At 51.7% G+C, this 22383-nt stretch carries 16 protein-coding genes; 1 reads left to right on the top strand and 15 read right to left on the bottom strand.

Going from position 1 to position 22383, the window contains the following annotated elements; translation table 11 throughout:
- The first annotated feature begins 27 nt into the window (after positions 1-27).
- Positions 28-411, top strand: a complete 384-nt coding sequence (locus Dvar_RS09495) for a hypothetical protein (RefSeq protein WP_419661446.1) — start codon at positions 28-30, stop codon at positions 409-411.
- A 268-nt stretch (positions 412-679) separates the two neighbouring features.
- Here Dvar_RS09495 and Dvar_RS09490 read toward each other — a convergent pair whose 3' ends face one another.
- The 15 genes from Dvar_RS09490 to Dvar_RS09420 form a co-directional block, all read right to left on the bottom strand.
- A complete protein-coding gene (locus Dvar_RS09490) occupies positions 680-1726 on the bottom strand; it encodes a GAF domain-containing protein (RefSeq protein WP_419661445.1) in 1047 nt (348 codons plus the stop codon).
- 139 nt (positions 1727-1865) lie between these two features.
- Positions 1866-2759 carry a poly(R)-hydroxyalkanoic acid synthase subunit PhaE gene (locus Dvar_RS09485; protein ID WP_419661444.1) on the bottom strand — a complete coding sequence of 298 codons (894 nt, stop codon included), beginning with the start codon at positions 2757-2759 and terminating at the stop codon, positions 1866-1868.
- Positions 2760-2876: 117 nt separating this feature from the next.
- The gene (locus Dvar_RS09480; RefSeq protein ID WP_419661443.1) at positions 2877-3356 is read right to left on the bottom strand and encodes a hypothetical protein; all 480 of its coding nucleotides are present in this window, start codon (positions 3354-3356) and stop codon (positions 2877-2879) included.
- A 13-nt stretch (positions 3357-3369) separates the two neighbouring features.
- On the bottom strand, positions 3370-4983 hold the full coding sequence (locus tag Dvar_RS09475) for a metal transporter (protein WP_419661442.1): 1614 nt from the start codon (positions 4981-4983) through the stop codon (positions 3370-3372).
- 71 nt (positions 4984-5054) lie between these two features.
- Positions 5055-5315, bottom strand: a complete 261-nt coding sequence (locus Dvar_RS09470) for a hypothetical protein (protein ID WP_419661441.1) — start codon at positions 5313-5315, stop codon at positions 5055-5057.
- A 443-nt stretch (positions 5316-5758) separates the two neighbouring features.
- A complete protein-coding gene (locus Dvar_RS09465) occupies positions 5759-6055 on the bottom strand; it encodes a hypothetical protein (protein WP_419661440.1) in 297 nt (98 codons plus the stop codon).
- A gap of 265 nt (positions 6056-6320) precedes the next feature.
- On the bottom strand, positions 6321-7130 hold the full coding sequence (locus Dvar_RS09460) for an SDR family NAD(P)-dependent oxidoreductase (protein WP_419661439.1): 810 nt from the start codon (positions 7128-7130) through the stop codon (positions 6321-6323).
- Between the two features lie 217 nt (positions 7131-7347).
- Positions 7348-8988, bottom strand: coding sequence for a phytoene desaturase family protein (locus Dvar_RS09455; protein WP_419661438.1), 1641 nt, complete (start codon positions 8986-8988; stop codon positions 7348-7350).
- A 71-nt stretch (positions 8989-9059) separates the two neighbouring features.
- Positions 9060-9848: an electron transfer flavoprotein subunit beta/FixA family protein gene (locus Dvar_RS09450; RefSeq protein ID WP_419661437.1), complete on the bottom strand. Its 789-nt coding sequence runs from the start codon at positions 9846-9848 to the stop codon at positions 9060-9062.
- The gene (locus tag Dvar_RS09445) at positions 9848-10837 is read right to left on the bottom strand and encodes an electron transfer flavoprotein subunit alpha/FixB family protein (RefSeq protein WP_419661436.1); all 990 of its coding nucleotides are present in this window, start codon (positions 10835-10837) and stop codon (positions 9848-9850) included. The genes Dvar_RS09450 and Dvar_RS09445 overlap by 1 nt, the downstream gene beginning before the upstream one ends.
- Positions 10838-10876: 39 nt before the next feature.
- Positions 10877-12811 (bottom strand): heterodisulfide reductase-related iron-sulfur binding cluster, encoded by a 1935-nt coding sequence (locus tag Dvar_RS09440; RefSeq protein WP_419661435.1) that lies wholly within the window; start codon positions 12809-12811, stop codon positions 10877-10879.
- A 399-nt stretch (positions 12812-13210) separates the two neighbouring features.
- Complete coding sequence (locus tag Dvar_RS09435; protein WP_419661434.1) at positions 13211-14326, bottom strand: NAD(P)/FAD-dependent oxidoreductase; 1116 nt, start codon at positions 14324-14326, stop codon at positions 13211-13213.
- Positions 14327-14766: 440 nt separating this feature from the next.
- Entirely contained in the window at positions 14767-15378 is a 612-nt protein-coding gene (gene wrbA, locus Dvar_RS09430) for an NAD(P)H:quinone oxidoreductase (protein ID WP_419661433.1), read from the bottom strand.
- Between the two features lie 19 nt (positions 15379-15397).
- Entirely contained in the window at positions 15398-15832 is a 435-nt protein-coding gene (locus Dvar_RS09425) for a MarR family winged helix-turn-helix transcriptional regulator (protein ID WP_419661432.1), read from the bottom strand.
- 120 nt (positions 15833-15952) lie between these two features.
- Positions 15953-22360, bottom strand: coding sequence for a PAS domain S-box protein (locus Dvar_RS09420; RefSeq protein WP_419661431.1), 6408 nt, complete (start codon positions 22358-22360; stop codon positions 15953-15955).
- Between the last annotated feature and the right edge of the window lie 23 nt (positions 22361-22383).

Here is a 22383-nt window from a genome sequence, read left to right as displayed (position 1 = left end):
TCAACCCTATGTGAAAAAATGAGCCTCATGAACGCGAAAAAAACCAAAACCCTACTCTTATTTTGTTTGTATTTGTTTTCCATGGTTGCCTGTAGCGGTGCCGGCAGGCCATTTGACCCGGCCCGAGCTGACGACATCCCTGACGGTCCGGGCGTATTCTCCAAGGGTGAGGATGGCGTGGTATTGTATGATTCCGACAAGGGCGGCCTACTGCCGGACAGCCAAGCGAAAGATCCACAGCCTTCTCCAAAAGCGGTTGCCGACGAACCGACCCCGACGGATCATGAAGAATTTGAACACTATCAGCAATGGCTTGAATGGAAAAAGACCGCCGTGGGAACGCCGAAGTACGAGGAGTTTCAACAATGGCTTCAATGGCGGCAATACCAAAAATGGAAAAGCGGCCAATAAGACAGAACAATCGCATGGAGATCCCCGGGTTGCCTTCCTTCCCGAAACTAGGGCGTCCATGAATGTCAAATGCCAAATGATGCGTATGCTATCTATCATTTGACATTTTGGCGTTGATCTTTGGCATTTTTCCACCATGGGAAATGGTGCTTGGGCAGGCATTCCGGACAGATCGGTTTCCGGCGCCTGCCAACCGGAGTCTGGATGGTCTCCGTTTCATCCAGACCCCTTCTCAAAGCATGCAAATGCCCTGGCGTGTGTCCGGCACTTAAAACCAAGAGCGATGACTCCAGATATCCTCCTCAAGGGACTTTTTATCCTCCTGGAGTTTAAGAAACATGGATGCGTTCTGGATCGCCAGCCCGCCCTGGTGGGCCAGAGCCTCCACCATGGCCATGAAATCCGGCGGGAACTCACGCTGGACCGAACTGTACAGACGCATCACCCCGATAATTTTATCCCGGGTGCGGATGGGGATGACAATCATGGAGACGATCCCCTCGCGTTTAATGGCATCCTGAAATACTATCCGCTTGTCGGTGGCGGCATTGCTGATAACGACGGTTTCCCCTCTTAACGCCCGGGCAGCGGTTTCAGTAGAGGCCACATAGCCGACTTCGAGAAACGCATCGCTGAGACCGTGGCTGGCCACCACCTTCAGCTCATCGGCGTCTTCGTCCCAAAGGCGGATCAGCGCCCCTTTCATGCCCAGGACCTCGCAGATATTCAGCGTCATATTGTTCAGCACTTCTTTGATATCCAGGGACGAGTTGATGCTGGAGGCAAGCTGCAGAAACAGCACGGCGTTTTTCTGCATGCGCTGATGCAACCGATTATTCTGAATAGCGATACCGCCTTGATCGGCCAAAGCCCGCAAAAATTCGATTTCTTCCGGATCAAACTCGCGGCGCGTTGCCGTGTACAGGGAAAGCACACCGATGGTGTGGTCTTTCACTCTCACCGGTACGGTTAAAATGGAGGCAATGCCTTCGGCCTTTTTGGCATCGTGATTATCAAGCCGGGGGTCCGATGTGGCATCTGGAAATGAAAGAAAGCCCTCCTTTTCCAGAACCTTCACCACCTGGCGGGCCTTCATCGGACTGGCATGCAGATAGCCTTCTGACAGACCGGCCTGGGCAGTGGGAACGAAAAACTCTTGGCGCTCATCGGCCAGGAACAGACAGGCCGCTTTACCTTTCATGGATTCAATGGAATGTTCGACAATCAGGCTGAGCAGCTCCTGCTTTTTTTTGGTGGTTCCAAACGCCTTACTGATTTTGCAAAATGATTTGAAATAGTCCATTTCTTTTGTCATGGCCATCTCCTCGCGTTGGGTTCGGTGGTAGCATTCCCTCGAATTGGTTTTCGAAGTGGTCTCAGTCGGAATTGGTTTTGGCTTGGCCACTGTCTTAGGGTGCCTCGAGGAGGCTTGCCTATTTTTTCAACGTAACTTGCTACTGATCAATTTTTTTTTCAAGCTTTTTCAGGCGCTTTTTCACCTCATAGAGTTCCCTGGCCATGTCGTCCATTTCAGTCTTGCGGGCCACCGGCAGCATGCCCATCATATCCTCCAGCGCCGCATCCTTGGCAGCTGTAAAATCCGCCAGGGCGTTCACGGTACGGGCCAGTGTTTCCACGTATTCAGGCGTCTGGAAAAGCGTCATGAAGTGTCCTTCCAGGACTTTGACCCACATCTGATAATATGCGTTGGTATCATCGGAAAGCTCACCTTTTTCAGCCAATTCGATTAACTTCTCCTGCATGACCTGCATGGACCGGCTGAACGGCAATCCCAGCATCCGCAAAAATTCGGCCAGGTTGGACTGCAACAGGTTGAATTTGTCAGCAGCCTGGTAGGCTTTTTCCTGGTATTCACGCATCAAGCCCAGCTGCGGAACCTGAAAAAATCGTCTGAATTCCCGTTCGTAAATGTCGGTCCACAAACGAAAAATGTTTTCGTCAATATCCTCAAAGCGATAAGCCTCAACAGAGTCTCCCACTCGAGAAAACTGCTGGACCATGCTTTGTTGCAGCTCGACAAAACTGCCCAGGGATGTCTGGGCCAGCTTAAGCAGCATTTCCGGCATGGCGCCGCTGCCTTTGAATATCGCCGCCATGGAGTCCGGCGAAGCCATGGCCGTGGACATGGTTTGCCAATTTTTCAGCACTGCGGCCATGGTCTGCTCGGCACTGGGTGTGGCCCGCGGATGCACTTTTTCAGCAGTCGGTTTCTGCTTTAACGTCGCATTTGCCATACCGGACATCATTGTCCACATCTCACCCATAGATTTCATCCAGGTATTGTAAATCGCCGTCATATCAAAGGGGGTGTTGGTTTGTTCACTCATAAGGGGCTTGACCATCCTTTTCTTTATTCAATGGTTGCTGCATCATGGCCGGGCATCCACCCGTCTTTTAAGATCGTATTCGGCCAATCTTGAACCAACCGGTCGTTTGTGGCCGTCCTAACGATTCTTGTCGAAGCTGTTGCCGATACTCTCCATCAACGATTGAAACTGAGCATTTTGTTCTTCAAATGAACGCTTCCAATGCTCAATAAGCATGGTGTGACCGCGGCCTTCCTCGTTCAACAGGTCGCGTAGCTGACGGATAACGGCATCCTGGTCTTCATTTTTTTTCTTGAGCATATTGCGCTCGCGGACGACACGCTCATATTCCGTCTGGGGTACCCATCCCCACAACGCGGCTAATTGATTCAATACCCGCTGGCAATCCGCCACGCTGCGTTGCCAGGATTGTGGCACCGATTCACTCTTGGCAGCCGTATCCGTCTCGAACCCGTAACAACGACGAAATAGTGCAGCGATATCGTTCATTCCCGTCAGCCCCTGTTTCATCAGGGTTGCCAGGTTATCCATCTGTTGTTGGCCTCGGGCAAGATTGAGGTAATAGTTGCCCCAGAACTCATAAAAGTGTCTGCTCATAGGTTCTCTGTTTTTAAGTTTTTGACGGGGTCTCCCCTTTCGACTTTTTCGTCTTCCCGCCGGCGGTGTCCCGTCTGGATTGATCGATGTCGGCATCCAGATCCATATGAAAGCGCACCGGCCCCCTGTATTTTCCATTGTCAAAGCGCTCGTGCAGTGCGCAGGCGGAGGTCGGCGCCGACCAGGATGTGGCAATGGCCACATGACCCTTGGGAAAGGGTGTCACTTCGGCATCAACAAAATCAATCGGTGCCAACGCCGTCTCTTTTTCCACCAAATCATCATGCACCCCATAACAAATCAGCCATGGAATTTGTTTTTCCTGAATGCGCTTCAATGCAAGTTTTTTACCAAACAAACGCACCGGCAAACAGCCGTCTGAATCGATGGGTGTGTTGTAAGCGACAAAACTGATCCGTGTGATCTCCATGGGCAGATCGCTGCGGTCGTTTTGCAACCAGTAATTCAGTGCAGCGGCCGTTTTGTTGACCGGGGGTAGCCCGGATCGGGACCTGGCAAACATCAACAGGTCGCGAAAAAAAACCGCTGCGGGAATCTCCTGATCGATACTTTTAAGTTTATAGACCCAGCCCATGAGCTGGCCGTCGGCCACTGCATTCCCATTGGGTAGAATCTTGGTACCATATTCCAAATCGTTGAATCGCCTGGGCAGACGCATCAGAAACCGTGCCAGCCCCTTGCTGCGCGTGCCGTCCATCGGCGAGACACAGGTAATAAAAGCATCCACCAAACCATCCAGAAGCCCCGTAAGCAAGGTGCATAGGGCGTTGTAGCCGCCCTGGCAGTATCCGTTCAGGGTAACCGGTTTACCGTGCTTCTTGAAAATGGTTTCACAAAACCGGTGTGTGTCCTCGGCATCATCCTCACCCGTCATCACCTGCATGGCCGGCGTCGTATCGATGGGTTTGAGGATACGAATGTAGGTTGGGTAGCCTTGGTTGGCGAAACAATGGGCGTAGCTTCGCTGTTCACCCGGCAAAAACCCAAGAATATTCGCACCCAGCACATAGGGTGGGATAATCAGGACCGGCTTGGCATCCTGACGGGTTTTTACACTGGAAAGCGACGGCGCCACCCGATAAAGCAGGAAACGATCGGTTTCATCAACCAATTTGTGGTCACCGCGCTCGAAATGGAATCCATACTCTGATTCAATAGCGGCGATGGCTTCAGGATAGTCTTTGACCACCCGATTGATTAAGTCGACCTGGCGGGAGGTGAAGGCGTTCATTTTGGCAGGGTTGAATTCAAACAGGCACTGCCTGAAGGCCTCGGTGAACCCGTCCACCTCGTTTTGCAAATAGGTCAAGACCATCCGCGCACTGCCATCCAGGCTACGCGTGATCAGTTGGATGTTGTTTTCCAGTAGTCCCAGGTAGGCATCCAGGCTGTCCAGCGGGTGTTCCTTGAGCAGTCGACCGCTCTCAACCCGCTGAAAATAGTTTACAGCCAACAGGTAAGGGATATAAAAATCAGTGGTATATTTCGCCATGCCGGCCATCTGGGTTTGTGCCACGGAAAAAAAATTTCCCATGGCGGCAACGCCGCTGGCAATATGATCGGCCGCCGTATCGGTTTCAACATGTGTTTGTTTTCCATCTGCCATGGTCCGTCGCTTTCCTGTCTGAAAGGCAATTGAAACGCGTGCCGCTAACAGTTCGTCTTTATAGCTGAGCCTTAGACTTTGTCAAAATAATCATCCACTTTGGCATAGCTGTCATCAACCATCTTTTTAAAATCGTCACACCCCGTACGATAGGCAGCCAGCCAGTCTTTGATCGCTTTTCTGCCTTCTTCCGGCATCCATGACGCCTGGCCGAGAAAGGCTTCAACCATTTTTTCATTTTGTTCGTAGACCATCCGCATGGCACTGAAACTGTTATCAAAAGCGGTTTTGTTGAACTGAATCATCTGTTTGGTGATCTGTTTGTGTTCCATTTCTTTTTTCCTTCATGCCTGTTAAAGTTATTAGTAAATCGACCGCTGGGTAGGCCACATTATCTATACTGTCTATTCAAATATAGACTCGGCACGACACTTGTCAACCCAAAATGCTGCATTGCACAATTTTCCAGACAGCATATCGGCAATGGAAAAACCGCATATATTTCCAATTAAAGTATAATATTTTATTATAATTCTAGGTGATATCAATACAGGATGCATCTTTTTGCTGCGCTGCAAGATAGTTCAAGAAAAAACCTTACATCCGCTTGGCCAAATAGCATGCCTGCCTCAACCATTGTATCGACTAGGTCAGAATATACCCCCAGGTTGCATAAAAAAGATGGAGAAAACATCGAAAACAGTTATGGGATTTGAATCTATAGCGTATATTTGCTCCGAAGCCCTCCGACTTTTGCAACGCTGGGGGTATCGTCTCATTCTGTCTGGTTTTCCACCAAAGCGGCGATTTCGACAAACTCCAGACTCGGAGAGACCTTGTAATGGCCGGCAATGCGATCTATCTGGGCATCTGTAAAAAATGCCTTAGCGGCCTGTTCAGAATCCCAGATGTAAAAATTAACCGCCTCCTGTTTTGGGGGATTGACGGTAAATGCCTTGAAGCGTAGACCAGCCATTCCTTTGAACCTCGCATGTGCCCTATCGGCAATACGCCGCACAGCGTCTTCGTCAAACTCATTTGCATAGCGAAACGTAAGAAATACACCGATCATAATCTCTCCTCCTTTTATGATTTTAAGTGGTGCTCATTAAAAAAAAGGCCTCTGGCTGTAGCCAGAGGCCTTTTTTGGCCCGCCAGGAAAAAATAGGGGTCGTTGTGGACTGGAATACCACTCTACACCAGTCGAGCATATGATTTTTGCGTGCCCATGGGCGGGAATCACCGGAAATGCACGCTGAAAAATGCAACATCCTATAAAAATGATGGGAATAATTGGTCTTATACGTTCCCACGCAGAGCGTGGGAACGAGAGGTAATCAGTGCGCGGTCCACCCACCATCGGAAGCGATGATCTGACCGGTCACATAAGACGATGCATCCGATGCCAGAAAAAGCACCAACCCCTGCAACTCTTCTACCCTGCCGCGCCTTCCCATTGGCGTTCGGGCCACCAGGTTCTTTTCCCGATCATCCTGCTCTTGGGAGCTTTGCTCATTCGATCTGACACTGGACAACGCCGTCCCCGAATGCCAGGCCGGGGCAATGGCATTGACCCTGATGTCGTATTCGGCGTATTCAACAGCACCTTGCTTGGTCAGACCGTTAACCGCATGCTTGGATGCAATGTAATTGACCCGGGGTTTCATGTCCGGATCCAGGCCAACCAGTCCCAGCACCGAGGAATTGTTGATGATGCTGCCCCCAGTGCCCTGTTTCAGCATTTGCTGGATTTCCTTTTGCATACACACAAACAGGCCGGTCTGGTTTACGTCAATTACTTTTTGCCAGTCCTCCAGCGGCATTTCGTGAAAACGCTGGGGCGAGGTGACGATACCGGCATTGTTAACGGCAATATCCAGGGTATGGAATTTGGACACCGTCGTTTCAATCATTCGGGCCACATCGTCCGGTTTGGATACATCCATGGAAATGGAAAGCACTTTGCTCCCCGTTTTTTTCAAATCAGCCTCTGTTTCCTCCAACAATTTCTTGTTCCGGGCCGTGATCACGACATTGGCGCCGGCCTCGGCCAGCGTTTGTGCAAAACTTCGACCCATCCCATATGAGGCGCCGGTGACAAGGGCTGTTTTACCCTCCAAATTAAACAGGCTCTTTTCTATAGACATATGGTTATCTCCTCATCTGTAAATACGCGCTATCGTGTCTCTAAAGCAAAAAGGGGGGGCAACCCTCTATTTGCATAAAAAGATGGAGAAAAATCAAACTGATAACCGATAGCTGGTGTCAGCGTTTGCTACCGAGGAGAAAGGTGATACCGTCTCCAAAGCAACTGGCGATTTTTCTCCATCTTTTCTATGTCATATCAAGGGCCGGCAACACCTGCTATTCAGGTTGGCGCAGACCGAAGTCGTCGGCGATCACCTTGTAACAGTTATAGCTCGATCCGCGGGCGATGCCGCCGCCGCCGAACATGGCTGACGAACACATGTAGAGGTTATCGATAAAGGTCTTGAAACCACTGTTGGGGTTGCCTCTGAACCGGCCATTCTGGGAACCGGCCATGCTGCCCACGCTCCAGCATCCGCCTTTCATATCCGGGTGCGTATCCTGCAGGTCCACGGGGTTGATGACCCGGTAGCCGATCACGTTGCTCTTTTTCATATTGGGGGCATACTTGACCCATTGGCGCAGGAGTTCTTCGACAAATTCGTCGGACATCTGACGCCACTCTTTCCTGGAATGAAAATGCATGGGACAGGTGTAGTCCTCAAAGGCCACGGAATGTTTGCCCTCGGGAACACGCGACGGATCCCAGTAGCTGTCGGGCGCCGACAGGCAGAAGAACTTGGAGGCCATGCCGAGCAGCATGATTTCATGCATGTATTTATCTTCCATGTACGCCAGGTCCTTGGGTGCCCAGTAGGTTCGCGGCGTGGCATTGATATCCGGATTGTGTTTGGAGGCCTTGTAAACGGGAAGCTCATGAACCCCCATGGTTCCCCACCAGACGTGCCCGCGGTCATACAGGTTGGTATCCAGCTGACGTTGCATTTCGTCCGTTTTGAGGTCCTGATCGAGCAGGCGATCGAACAACTGGGGGTTGCCGATATCGCCGATGACCATCTGCTTGGCGGCGATTTCGGTGCCGTCGGCCAGTTTAATGCCCACCGCTTTACCGTTTTCAACCTTGATGTGTTTGACTTCGGAATTGACATGATACTCGACGCCAAGTTTCTCCCCTGCGGAAACTAGAGCTTTGGTGATCGATCCGGTCCCGCCCTTGGCGATGGCGGCCGATTCCCATCCGAGCACCAGGTGGATCGCCGCGATCATCATGCCGATTCCCGGTACATCATTGGGGTAGAGACCACAGGAGGTCAAAAAGCCCCGCATGCACAATATGCGCAACTCATCGCTTTTAAAGAAGTAACGGGCGAACTGTTTACAGTTCCAGAACTGCATTGCCGGAGTAATCAGACTGTCCGGGTCATTAAACATTTCTTCGAAGGAGTCCGGCGTGCCCCAGGGTGTCGGCGGACGATAGCGGAATTTTTTAAATGCCGGACGCCATTTTTCCTTGTATATTTCCGTCAGCCGCAGATAGGTTTGGGCATCTTCCTTGGAAAACTGGGAGATCTGGTCATAGGTTTTCTTCATGTTTGTGTCGCTGAATTCCACTGCCCCGGTCTGGGGGTCGACACACCGCCACGTGGAATAGCTGGCGTAAGACGTCTCATCGTCGAAGATAATGGCCTCATTGGTCTCGGGGAAGAGATATTCCAGTCCTTCCTCGCGCAGATTGAACTCCTTGTAGGCCGGATGGCCCATGAAGCGCGTAAAGTGCGCACAGAAATTCATGCGGTAGCCCGGTGCCGGGCCGTCCTCGGTCACCGCACCACCGCCGAGGTGGTCCAGCAGTTCGAAGACACCGACGGATAGGCCGGCCTTGGCCAGATAAGGCGCAATGATGGTGCCGTGATGTCCGCCGCCGATAATAATCGCATCATAGGATTTGTCAGCCATGGTGATCTACCTCCTCTATTGGATGTTGATAAGCGTTAGTAAGCAGTTGGAGAAAATTCAAATAAACGCCCTTAGCGCAGTGACAGGAATACCTCGGCCAATGCCGCAGCCTGCTCGTCGGGTGCACCTTCTAGATACTGACAGTCTCGGGTCATATCCGGAGGTGTGGCCAGGGACACGATTTTCATCGTTTCGATGGCGTCACCTGCAATACCGATTTCATCGGCATCCCAAGACGGGATGTTCCCGCCGCGCATCATCTTCAGCATCCGGGTTCTGGAAATGTAGCGCAATTCGCCCACCTCGTTGCTCACCGTGATCAGGGCGGGAAGCGTGGCCTTGACCCGCTCGTATCCCTCGGGTGTGGTTTTTTTAACGACAACACTGCCGTCTTCGGCTTTAATTTCGCGTGCCAGGCTAATGCAGGGCAGGTCCAGCATCTCGCCCAAAATCAATCCGACCTGACCGGAGTCCCAATCGCCGGCTTGCCGTCCGGTAAGCACCAAATCAAAGGCCCCGATTTTTTTAATGGCTGCCGCCAGCACGGCAGCCGTGGAATGAGAGTCGAGCTTATCGAAGCCGCTGTCTTCCAAAAGAACCAGCTCATCGGCCCCTGCCGCCAGGGCCTTGCGCAACACACTGTCCGACAGCTTTTTGCCCATGCTCAGGACGGTGATTTTCCCATCGTGTTCTTCACTCAGCTGAATGGCCGCTTCCAGGGCATTCTCATCAAAAGGGCTGATGACCTGGGGCGCGTCAACGACAACTTCCATGTTGTCGGCATCGATGCTCACATCGGAAAGCGGTGCTTCAGGGTCGGGAATCTGTTTGACACAGACGATAATGTTTAGTTCAGTCATTACAGTACCTCCTCAAGTTTCTTGACCAAGGCCGGCACAATCTGTTCAAAGTCTTCGACAATGCCGTAATCGGCAACTTTGAAAATGTTGCAGCTTGGATCGGTGTTGATGGCAATGATCTTTTTGGAGTGAACCATGCCTACCAGGTGATGGATCGCCCCGGATATCCCCACGGCCACATAAATATCCGGAGCGATAATGGTACCGGTGAGGCCGATCTGATGGTCGGAGGAAATCCATCCCTTGTCGACGGCCATTCTGCTGCACCCGATCATCACGGAACCGAATGACTTGCCGAGCGCCTCAGCCAGTTCCTCGAGCATCTCAAATCCATCTTCATCACCAAGCCCTGCCCCGCCGGCGATAACAATATTGGCCTTGTCCAGGGCCACCGTATCCTCCTCGACAACTTCAAGCGATTCCAGACGGGACATGGATTCGTCGATATTGACGGTGATGGGGGAAACGGCACCACCGCCACTGCCGGCTTCGGCCGGCTCGAACACATTGCCCCTGACCGTCACCATCTGGGTCTGTCCCGAACATTTGTATACGCAAATGGCATTACCGCCCGAGACCGGTTTGGTTCCTAGCAGACCGCCATCGTCCGGATCAATGGACAGATCGATACAGTCGGTGGTCAAACGGCTGTTTAGCCGGCAGGCCAACCGGGGTCCCAGTTCCATGCCGATAAAGGAATGGCTCATCAAAAGCATTTTGGGTTTGATCTGTTCGCAGGCCTGCTCCAAAGCCGCCAACCAAAGATCCGGATTGAACCCCTTTAGAAGCGAATGCTCGGCCTTGTAAACGATCTCCGGGCCATAGCCTGTGGCCTCATCAGCGACGTCACCGACACTATCCCCCATCAGCAGGACCGATAGCTTGTCGCCCGATGCTTCAGTTAGTTTTTTTCCGGCTCCCAGCATCTCGAGTGTTCTCGGGTCCAGGGATTCGTCTTTTACTTCCCCTAAAATCAAAACCTCAGTCATACCTTACCTCCTTGCCGTGAGTTTTCGCCTATTTTGAAATTATTTGTTTTCCAGTGCTTCCAGAAGCAGTTCATTGAGATCCATCACGCGGAACCCCTCCTTTGTTCCAGCGGCCTTGCGGGCGTCTTCCATCATAATGAGGCAAAGCGGACAAGCCGTGATGAGAATCTGCGCGCCGGTAGCCTCGGCCTCCTCGATGCGAACCTCACTCATCTTGCGCTCCCCTTTCAGATCCTGCCACATGCGTCCCCCGCCGCCACCGCAGCACAGACTGTCTTCCCGGCAGTGTTCCATCTCCACCAGCCTGACACCTGGAATGGCGCGAATGACATCCCTCGGCTCATCAAAAATTCGATTGTGCCGGCCGAGATAGCAAGGGTCATGAAAGGTGACGATTACCTTGAGGGGCTTTACAAAGGAGAGTTTTTTATTGTCCAGAAGCTCTTTTAGTACCATGGTATAGTGACGCGCCCTGAATGGGCCGTCCGGATAATCATTGGCAAGCGTGTGGTAACAGTGGGGAGAAGAGGTCGCGACCTCGGTAATGCCATATTTATCGAACAGTGTCTCGCATTTCTCTTTCTGCTCTTCGAAAAGCCCGAACTCTCCCACGCGCCTTGCAATGTCTCCGCAACAGGGCTCTTTTTTCCCGAGAATACCGAATTTTACACTGGTTTGTTGCAGTATTTTCGAGAAAGACTGGGCGATCGCCATGGCTCTGTCATCAAATGACGTGGTACAGCCAACGAAATAACACAGGTCGGCTTCCGCACCCCGTTTGGTCAGGTTGGTGATATCCAGGTCTTCGGCCCATGCACCGCGCTGCTTTTTGGATGATTCCCAGGGGTTGTCATAGCGAAATAGCTTTTCCAGGGTCTGGTTCAACAGGGCGGGAACCAGGGTGCCTTCCTCGACCGCTTGCCGTCTTTCCTTGGCCACCGCCTCGAAGGCCGCGCCGTAAACCGGGCAGACTTCCAGACAGGCCCGGCAGGTTGTGCAGTACCACAAGCTCTCATTGATGCCGTCGGTGTTGCCGTCACTGAGCAGGCGCACATCCGGGTAAGGAAACTGGGTTTGCCACATCTGCTTGCGTGCCCACTGCACAAAATCCCTGGGCGCATAGGCCTCTCCCGCCCCGGATGACGGGCAGGCCTCAACACACCGCCCGCAACGCATGCAGCCATCGTAAAAGACCGCCTCGGCCACGTCTAGCTTGCCGGCTTCGTCGTCAAGGCTCGGTGGGGCAACCGTCGAGGCACTGCTGAAAAAGATGCTGGCCGGCGCACCGATAATGTGAAACATCTTTGAGTAGCAGACCACCGCGATGAAGCCGAGGCAAAGCAATGCGTGCACCCACCAAAAGGTTGGGTAGAGCGCCTGGGAAGTGGCGGCTGGGATGAAACCGGCGGCCCAGTTGCCGACAAACGACCATGCCGCCCATTGCGGCGGTTCGGCAGACAGCCTGGCGCCTTCCAGCAAGAATCCGGAAAGCACCATCAGGACGAACCACACCGGCAGGATGGCGTCCTCCAGGCGTCGTTCCAGCCGGGGCACGCGCTGCCAGTATCGACGAAGCATGGCCCAGACGATGCCGACCAAAAGCAAAACACCGCCGATTTCCATTATCAGGGAAAACCAGAGGTAGGCCTCTCCTTCCAGAAATTCAACGATGTAATGATGAATAGAAAGCACACAAGTTCCGGCGAAGAGTAGAAAGAATCCCCAGAAGATGGCAAAGTGCATCAAACCGGCGGCAATGTCGCCCTTGAGCAGACGCCTTCCGGTAAACACATCGAGGATCATTTTATTCAGCGATTGTCCGACACCGGACAGCGACATGGTTTTACTGCTTTTACGCCACACCCAAATATGGCTACCCGCGCCAATGAGGAACAACACCAGCGCTACCGCCGTTAGAAGGTAAAAAATCGAAGTCGCTTCAATTTGCCAGAACATGGGACGATGGGCTGACATGGGCATTTCTCCTGTTTTCTTTACTCCTACCCCGGAAACGGGGCATCGTGGGGGTTGCTGTTCGACCTTACGATGATTCAGAATGGATGTTTCATTTATGGATAAAAATTGCCATGAAGCATCTAGTGATTGCAAAACAAAAAAACAAAAAAATCTTTAATAAAAACTTAAAACCATTCAGTGAATTTCAGTCAGCATGATTTATTCCGGCTCAATTATACGTCTAAACCATAATAAAAATTGATTATTACTACAATTGAGATGTTTGCTTTTTTAATATACGAGTGCGGGTCGGCGCCCTTAATAAGGGGGGTGAGGGGCAACTCAGGGATAAGATCGAGCAGTTTTTCTTCGTTGCCTGAAAAGACACTTCACATTTTTTATTTTTTACTTGTACCCTTATTCCTGTTGGATCAAGGTTTCATTGTAGGCACTGGTTAGATAGTCGGCAATCTGGTTGGGTGCCATGTTTTGGCCCACCGGATCCATTTTACCTTTTAATTGGAATTGATCTTTATATAAATGCCGGATGGTTTTGATGATCCCTTGAATGGCAGACAGATAGATGGGCGCTGCGCCTTCTTTCCGGTTGATGCTTTCGACAATTGATCTTGCAGCAGCGATACCGCTCTTGATGGCGCTGCCGATCCCTTCAAAAGTGATGGGCAGGATCAATCCGGCGGCATCGCCAACCAGCAATACATTTTTCTTGGCCGGAGCGAAGCGGCCATGGATCAACGGATGATGAAGCAGGGCAATGGCGCACCCATCTTTCTTGAAAGGCTTTAAGGCCGGATCAAAGCCATAGGGTCCAAGCGCTTTTTCTATTTCTTCTGACAGCGCTTTGACACCGGCGCCTTCCAATAAAATGATACCGTCTTTTTGATTGACGTTGAACCGAGGCCGGGGAAGCCGTTTTGGAAAAAACCAGTGAATATAATTTTTATCGAGGGTCAAGTCTCCTTGGTACCAGACTCTGACAGGGCCTGAGTAGGGGACTTTCAGATCGGGGAACACCGCTTTGCGGATGATTGATGTTGCGCCATCCGCACCGATTACAAAGCGCGGGAAAAGCGTGCGAGGGCTCCCGTTTTGGATCAGATCGACGCGGATGCGCTCGCCGTCCATGACAAGACGGGTGGCCCGTGCGTTTTGCCTGACGCTGACCCCGGAATCCTTGGCTTGCCTGACAAACCACCCGTCAAGATCTTTTCTCCAGGCAAGCAAGGTGTGCGTCTTCAGGGTATGCACATCGGCGCCGGCCACATAAAGCCGATGGCCCGTGAGTTCAGGGGGGGAAGCTAAAACCGATGGGGGAATCTTTCCAAACGCTTCCTCAATGAGTTCGAATGCCCACTTCCCCATGATCATCCCCGTACAGACTTTATCCCGGGGCAGTGTTTTTTTCTCGATTAATACCGTTTCCAAGCCTGCTTCCACACAATACTTTGCAGCAACAGAACCGCCAGGGCCGGCACCAACAACAAGCACATCGGGATGGGACGAATTATTCATTTTGCACCTTGCATGATTCACGTTGCACATCAAACCCGGACAAAGGCGTACGCCTAACAAGGGACAGATTAGCATACCGTCCGAATCGCATCAATATTTCCTAAAAAGACACTATTATTATCAGCACACGGGCACTATGTACCCCACAAAATGAACATATTACCATTTCATTCACCAAAATAATGCACAATTATCTTGTTTTATTAAAATTAAATACTTGCTGGTGAGATCATCGATTATACTAAATAGTATTTAGAATTTATGACACATAATATCTAATGTTTCCTAAATGTCAACAAAAAAAAAGAGGCGGCCTTTGGGCCGCCTCTTTTTTGGTTTGTCAACATCTGACCCATGATGGGCCGGGGTAACCGCATTTAGAGCAGGATGTGGGCATTGCTCACCACCGCCATCATCCCATGCGAGTCAGCTTTTTTAAATCATCCTTTCAGTTTGGCAGCGATCGTGGCCACATGCTTGCCTTGAAACCGCGCCCCATCCAGTTCGTTCTCACTGGGTAGCCGCTCACCCGACGTACCGGCGATGGTCGATGCACCATAGGGCGTACCACCGGAAATCTCATCGTTGCGCATTTGCCCCTGGAATGCATAGGGAAGTCCCACAATCACGAACCCGTGGTGCAACAGGGAGATATGGAAGGAAAGAATCGTTGATTCCTGCCCGCCGTGCTGGGTGCCGGTACTGGTGAACACACTGCCCACCTTGCCCACCAGCGCGCCCTGGGCCCAGAGCTGCCCGGTGGCATCCAGAAACTGACGCATCTGACCGCACATGTTGCCAAACCGGGTGGGCGTACCGAAGATCACGGCATCTGCATCGGCCAGTTCGTCGACCGTGCAGATCGGCACATGCGCAGACGCCTTCTGAGCCTCAATGGCGCCCATGTTTTCAAGAACATCCTGAGGCAGTGTTTCAGGCACCCGGCGCAAAACAGCCTGGGCACCGTCAACCTGGCGAACGCCCTCGGCAATGGCCTCAGCCATTTGATGAACGTGTCCATAGGTAGAGTAATATACAATTAACACTTTCATAGTGAAGATCTCCTTAATATTATGCGATTCTGAAGGTTTGTGCGTGAAGGCCGATCTTTTTGAGCAATCTGACCAGCTCATCGCGCTCATCCGCGGTCAATACACCGACAATCTGATCGAGGTTGCGGGCGTGCCTGGCATAGGCTTTTTTGATCAGACGGGTTCCGGCCGCGGTCAGGCGCAGGTGCAAACGCCGTCCATCTGACGGGTCCTTGACCCGCTTAACCAACCCCCGATCCACCAGGCGGTTGGCCGCCGCGGTCATCGATCCGCTGGTGAGCAGCACCTTTTTTCCAATCGTGTTGATGGGCAGCGCCCCTTTGTGTAGCAGCGCCTCCAGAATTCCGAATTCACTAGCGATCAATCCGGTTCCAACGATACTTTCTCGGTCAACCCGATCGATCGCCTTGGCTGCCCGCCCCAGTACCAATCGTACGTGTGATCCTGTTTCCATGGTACCAAGGTAAACCCATTTATCTTCATGTCAAGATAAATGCACGATTTTTGTTCGCCACCAAGGACCGGGGCTATAGTAAATTCCCGAGCCCAAGGTCCGCTCAACCGGTTCAGAGGATCATGAAATCGTTTTGCCCATTTTGGGCAGGCGAATGACAAATCGGGTACCGCCGCCATCGACGCGGTAAGCATCCATTTCGCCGCCATGGTTTTCGGTGATAATAAAATAAGAGACAGACAATCCCAGGCCCGTCCCCCGCCCCAACGGCTTGGTGGTGAAAAAAGGTTCGAAAATACGGCGCCGGGTGGCCTCATCCATCCCCGGTCCGTTGTCCTCGATCTCCACCCGAACCCAGGTTTGCTCCGCTTTTACGCGTAGGATAAAGGCCGGTGGTCGATCGTTGACGGTGTACTCCGCCATGGCCTCGGCCCCATTTTTCAGTATGTTCATAAACACCTGTTGAAGCTTGCTGGCTTCGCAGGGGACCTTCGCAGCCGTCGTGTCGAACTGGCGCACAATCTCAATCTGCTTGAAGTCATAATGCTTTTTCATGTCGTAATCGGTCCTGAGCAAGTCCAGGGTCTGATCCAACAGTTCACATAAATCGTGTTTGGAAACGATCTGTTCACCCTTGCGGGCGAAACTGAGCATATTCTTGACAATGTCGGCGGCAAGGGTTCCAGAATTGCGGATATTCTCCAGCATGGTGGGAAGTTTACGCAGCTTCATGTAGTTTCGGATGGCCGTCATCGTCGTTCCTGAGGCAACAGCAGCCTTTTGGTTGGCAGGCAGTTCTCTGGTCAACCGATTGGATAGAACGGCTGCACTTTGCAGGATGCCGGCCAGGGGATTGTTGATTTCATGGGCCATGCCGGCAGCCAGGCCGCCCACGGAAAGCATCTTCTCGTTCTGGATCATCATCTCTTCCAGGTGCACCCGCTCGGTCACATCGTCCACCCGGATCACCGCCCCGTCAACGCCATTGGCCACCAGGGGAAAGATGGTCACATCCTCAAAACGGGTTTCCTGTTCCGTCCGGCGAGAAACTTTGGGTACACTGATCACCCGGCGTTCCCGAATAGCAATCCCAATGCGGTCCTTGTGATCGGCCAGACGGGGAAGTACCTTGAACAGGGGTTGACCAAGGGCTTCTTCAAAGCGAAATCCGGTTATTTGCTCAGCCTGGTTGTTCCATTGGGTGACTTTACCGTCACGGTCCACGGCGACGAGAATCGAAGGCATGGAATCAATGATATTGGAAAGGTAGTTTCTCAAGCATCGAAGTTCCTCTTCAGCCTGCTTTTGCCGGGTGATATCGGCATGGGTGCCAACGAAGCGCGTGGGAGCCCCCTCATCATCCCAGGCAACGATTTTGCCTTTTGCCTGAATCCACATATAGCTGTGGTCGTTACACAGAAACCTGAACTCTACTTCGAAGGACTCCAAATCGCCTTTTAAATATCGGTCGCTGACCGACGTCACTTGCTCAATGTCGCCTTTATGAATGCGCTTTAAGATCTCACCTTTGTTGCATGGAAACGCATTGGGCGCATATCCGGTCATGGCGTAGAAACGGGAATCCAGGTACAGGGCGTCCTCATTAATACGAAAGTCCCAGATACTCTCATTTGCCCCTGACAAGGCCAGGTCCAACCGTTCCTCGCTTTCAAGCAGGGCCTCTTGCATCTGCTTGCGTTTGGTGATGTCCTGGGCAAAAACCACATGAAGTGATTGATTCTCAAAGGTCATCATGTTGGCAATGATTTGAACCGGAAAAACATGACCATTTTTTTCTTTGTGAGACGTTTCCAGAGCGACCACCCCTCTGTTTTTTAACTTTTCCCTGGCGGCTGCCCACATATCGGGCGTAAAGACGGGATCGATATCGAAAACGGTCATCCGGCAAAGCGCCTCCTTTGAATATCCGAGCCTACGGCAAGCCTGTCCATTGACGTCCAGAATCTCTCCCGCCCTGCCAAACCAAAATATCCCCATGGACGCGTTGTCAAAACAAAACTGGGTGCGACGCAGTGATTCCGTGGAGGTCTTCAGCTTTTCAACCATCAAGGCGTTTTCCAGTGAAATGGCCATCTGCCCCGACAGCAATTGCAGCACTTCCATGCGCCTTGTGGTAAAGGCCGCCTCAGCCACATTGTTCTCCAAATACAAGATCAGCCTGAGCTCATCTTTGCGCCATATGGGCATACACAACAGTGACTTGGCGAATGCGTCCTGAAAATAGGGATCAGCGCCGAACTGGGGATCCGTTGCCGCATTTTCCAGCATCACCGCCTGCCCCGAGTGAATAACGTAGCGGCAAACCGTCAGGGAAAGCCCGGCCGCCTCATCAAGGGGTGTATGTATCATCGTTTGTATGGCCCGATCCTCAATTTCTCCTTTTGCCTCAACAAACCAGTCACCTTCTGTTCGATACAGAATCCATACCCGCTGAGCCCCTGCGTTTTCCAGCACAATATTGATCATTTCCGTCATCAGTTCGGTTAATTGCACCGTTTGCGATAAGCTCTGATTGGCCTTCAGCAAACTGCCGATATCCAACCAACCGTCGGACTCGGATCGACTCGATGTACAAGCGTGAAGGATCGATTCCGTCAAAACCGTGCTGGATGAGGCCTTGGATCGACCTTGAGAGGTACCGAGCAACGGCCCGTAGTCCACCTGAAGTTGGTTGACTTTGGCCTTTGCCCCCCAGAGGCTGTACAGTTTTTGCGCTTTTCGCAGATGGACGCGCCCCAATTCCTCCCGGCCCCGATCCAACCAGAATTGACCAAGGCGTTCATTTGCCAACGCCTCTTCAGACAAAAAACCATTGTCTCTGGCACCTTCAATGGATTGGCTGTATAATTCTACCGCCTGCCAGTACTCCCCTTTCAGCCTGGCTTTTTCAGCCAACATGAAGTCTTTTTTATGCTGATGATTCATCGGGGCAAAGCATGCCCAGAGTTCAATTTCTTCCAGATTACGGTCAATGCGTCGCAGCGTTTTGGCTTGCTCGTCAGCTGTCTGATGATCATCCAGCGCGGCATAGGCCAGTGTGTCATAAAAATACAATAAAGCTGCCGCGTATTTGGCGCCACCCTGAAAAGCGTAATGCTCAGCTTCCCGGAAAAACCCGATTGCTTCCTTGGGATAACCAAACAGGTAGCGCAGCCAACCTTTGTAGAAAAAAATAAAAAATACATCGACAAAGTCGTTCACCTGCAGGGCCAGATTTAATTTCGCATCTTCATCGTATATCTCACCCTTGAGAATCCATGGCCATTGGCTTTTACCTTGCAAATTGAGCGTCGCTTGGCAAGGAAGGCCGCACCAATCTTTAACCCGTAGCCGCTGCATTTTTTGACATGTGTCCAACGCGCGCTTTCCCATCGCCGCGACTTGGTCCAATGGTGTGCCCAAAAACAACTGATGCCAGGTAAAATCCCAGATCGAATAGCTGGCGAATTCAAAATTACCGGAAGCCATTCCTTTTTGCAGCCCTTGACTTAATATGGGCAGCGTATTTTTTAAATGATCATACCGATGCACAAAATAGCTGCCGATGATATCGTAGAGAAACGCGAGCATACTGTCCGAAGCAAACTTTTCTTCTGCCAATTTTCTGACTGTACCGACAACAAGTAGCGCTTTGGGAACATCACGGACAATCAAACAAAGCATAAAGGCAAAATTGATCAAAACCGGCATGGCTTCAGGCGCCAGGCCGCTTTCGATACAAAGCCGGGTCAGTTTTGAATTGAGCATTATATAAAGAGACGGTCTGGCAACATAAGTCGGACCGTGCAAACCCAAAGCAAATTGGAGAATCAATTTTTCCTCAGTCGGAGCGGCAGGAAGATGAGGGATCCTCTTAATTCGGGCTTCAGTCAACCATCTGGCCGTCTCCCGTAAATGTGATCTGGCTTCTTCAGCGGATGGATCGTGATTCAATGAAACGCCCAATCCATCGATGAAGTCTACACCCAATGCAAGAACTTCCAGAAAGGCACCCTGGGATAGGAGCGCCTGGATTTTCGCCTGCGTCACCGGGGTCATGTCCGATGTCGTGCGAGCCTTCTTTTTGGCTGTTTGAAAAACCTTTTCCAGTTGATCAAAATCACCGGTCAGTGCCAGTGTTGTGGAGAGCTTGGAATGAAGCGACAACATTTGATCATACCGCGTTTCCCAGGCGTTTGACGGCATTAGGGCGAGCGCCGTCTCCAAATGGACCTGCACCAAACGAAAGGCGGCCGTTCGATTCGCCAAATCCGCGGCCTTGATATTCAGTGCCGCAACCTCAAGCCGCTCGGTTTCGGTAGTAATCAGCGGGGCGGCCCGATGGTAATGCTCCGCAATTCCAAAAATCCGCTGCTCCAGGTCGGTATCCGGCACATTGACAAGCAGCAGACGACCGATATCCAAATGAATCGCTTGCTGTTGCGGACCGGGAATCTGGGCATAGGCTGCCTGCTGCACTCGGTCGTGCAGAAAAGCGAACCGTGCCCGGTTAGCAGTATCGGGCAGTTTGTAGTAATCATCAAGGGGAAGTAGTAAACCCTGTTCAAGAGCGTCCGGTAAAGCGGCCAGAACTGCGGTTGGGCTCATCCGGCTGATCAGCGCCAGGGTGTAGAGATCAAATTCATTGCCGATACATGCGGCCAGCGCCAGTAAATGCGTGGCGGTTGGAGAAAGTTTTTTTAGTCTGGCGACCATCAATGAAACAACATTATCGGTAATCTGTTGGGCCTGGATCTGGTCAATGTCCCATCCCCAGTGACAGGTGTCGAAATTGAAATGCAGCCCCCCCTCTTCAACCAGATTTTGCAAAAATTGGCGCGTGAAAAAGGCATTGCCGCGTGTTTTGGTGTAAACCAGTTCAGTCAGCGCCTGACTTTCGGCAGTTGAACAGAAAAGACTTTCCTGAACGAGTTGGTCGACATCCCTCCTTTTCAGATTGTCCAACTGGATGGACTGCATGGTGACGCCCGCGGCGGACAGTTCATCAAGGGTCAGCATAAAGGGATGGGCAGGATCCACTTCGTTATCCCGGTAAGCACCAATCATCAGTAGGTGGGCATTGTCTGCATCGATCAGAAGCGTTTTCAACAGTTCCAATGACGCCAGATCGGCCCATTGCCAGTCATCAATGAAAATAACGAGCGGATGCTCGGCAGTACTCAGGGCCCGCACGAAGTTTTGAAAGGTGATGTTCAAGCGATTTCGGTTCTCGGAGCCACCTAAGGGCATCACTGCTGGCTGCGGTCCGATGATTTTCTCCAGGTGGACGATGACCTCGGTCAATACTGCACCGTTGCCACCCAGCGCTGCCGATATCCGGACTTGCCACTTTTTAAGGGTTGCCTTTGATTCGATTAAAAGCAAATCGACCAATTGATTAAAGGCCTGGCGAAATGCCGCATAGGGCGTGTGCTGTTGATACGAGTCAAACTTGCCGCTGATGTAATAGCCCCGTTTCTCAGTGATAGGTTTATGTACTTCCGCCACCAGAGCCGATTTGCCCACGCCTGGCTGCCCGGCGATCAGCATCAGTTCCTGATCGCCGGACGCGGTCCGCTTAAACGCATCCAGCAACGTGGCAATCTCGGCAGAGCGTCCGTACAAGGTTTGTGGGATATGAAATTGACCAGAGTAATCATCCTGGCCTAATTCAAAATTCAGCGCCTGATTGTCTTCATCGGACTCAAGGCATGGTAGCGCGGCCAGGCAGCGCTCCAGATCCGCTTTTACACCAAAGGCCGATTGGTAGCGTTCTTCAGCATTTTTGGCCAACAATTTCATCACGATCCTGGACAGGACAGGCGGAACGTCCGGGTTGATGTCCACGACCGGTGTTGGGATTTTGGCCATATGGGCATGAACCAGGGCAAGTGGATCATCGATCTCGAACGGAAGGTGCCCGGTCAACAGTTCATAGAATGTTGCGCCCAGCGAATACAAATCGGTGCGATGATCAACCACGCGATTCATCCTGCCGGTCTGCTCGGGTGAGATATAGGCCAGTGTGCCGGCCAATCCTTGAGGATTGCCCAGGTGCTGGATTCGCAGGTCAAGTGTGGAGGCCAAACTGAAGTCAATGATAGTAATCTTTTTTGTTTCCGGATTGACCAGAATATTGTGGCTGCTAATGTCTCTGTGGATGATATGCTGCTGATGCAGATGGCCTAAGGTGTGGGCAATGTTGATAGCCACCTGAAGAAAATCAACCAAGGACTTTTTCTGCGCCACAAATGCCTGCCCTAAGTTCAGGCCTGGAACGTAGGCCATCACCAAGGCCGGTCTGTCTTCCCACCGGGTCAGCGCTATCGCCCTGCGAACACCGTTTATCTTCAGGTCCCTGGTTAACTCATATTCGTTGTTGAAACGGATCAGCTGATTGTCCGTTGGATGATCTGCATTTAATACCTTGATGACCACAGGCTGACCATACTGGCTGTTCGTTTGATAGTAAATGAGTGAACGAGGTCCTTCATGAATAAGAATAGTCGGCTGTTTTGAAGCGGTCATGATTCTGATCCCTGTATCCAATA

It is taken from the genome of Desulfosarcina variabilis str. Montpellier, from assembly GCF_048565275.1.
Taxonomy (GTDB): domain Bacteria; phylum Desulfobacterota; class Desulfobacteria; order Desulfobacterales; family Desulfosarcinaceae; genus Desulfosarcina; species Desulfosarcina variabilis.
Note: the sequence above shows the minus strand (reverse complement) of the source record. Positions and strands in the feature narration are given on the sequence as shown.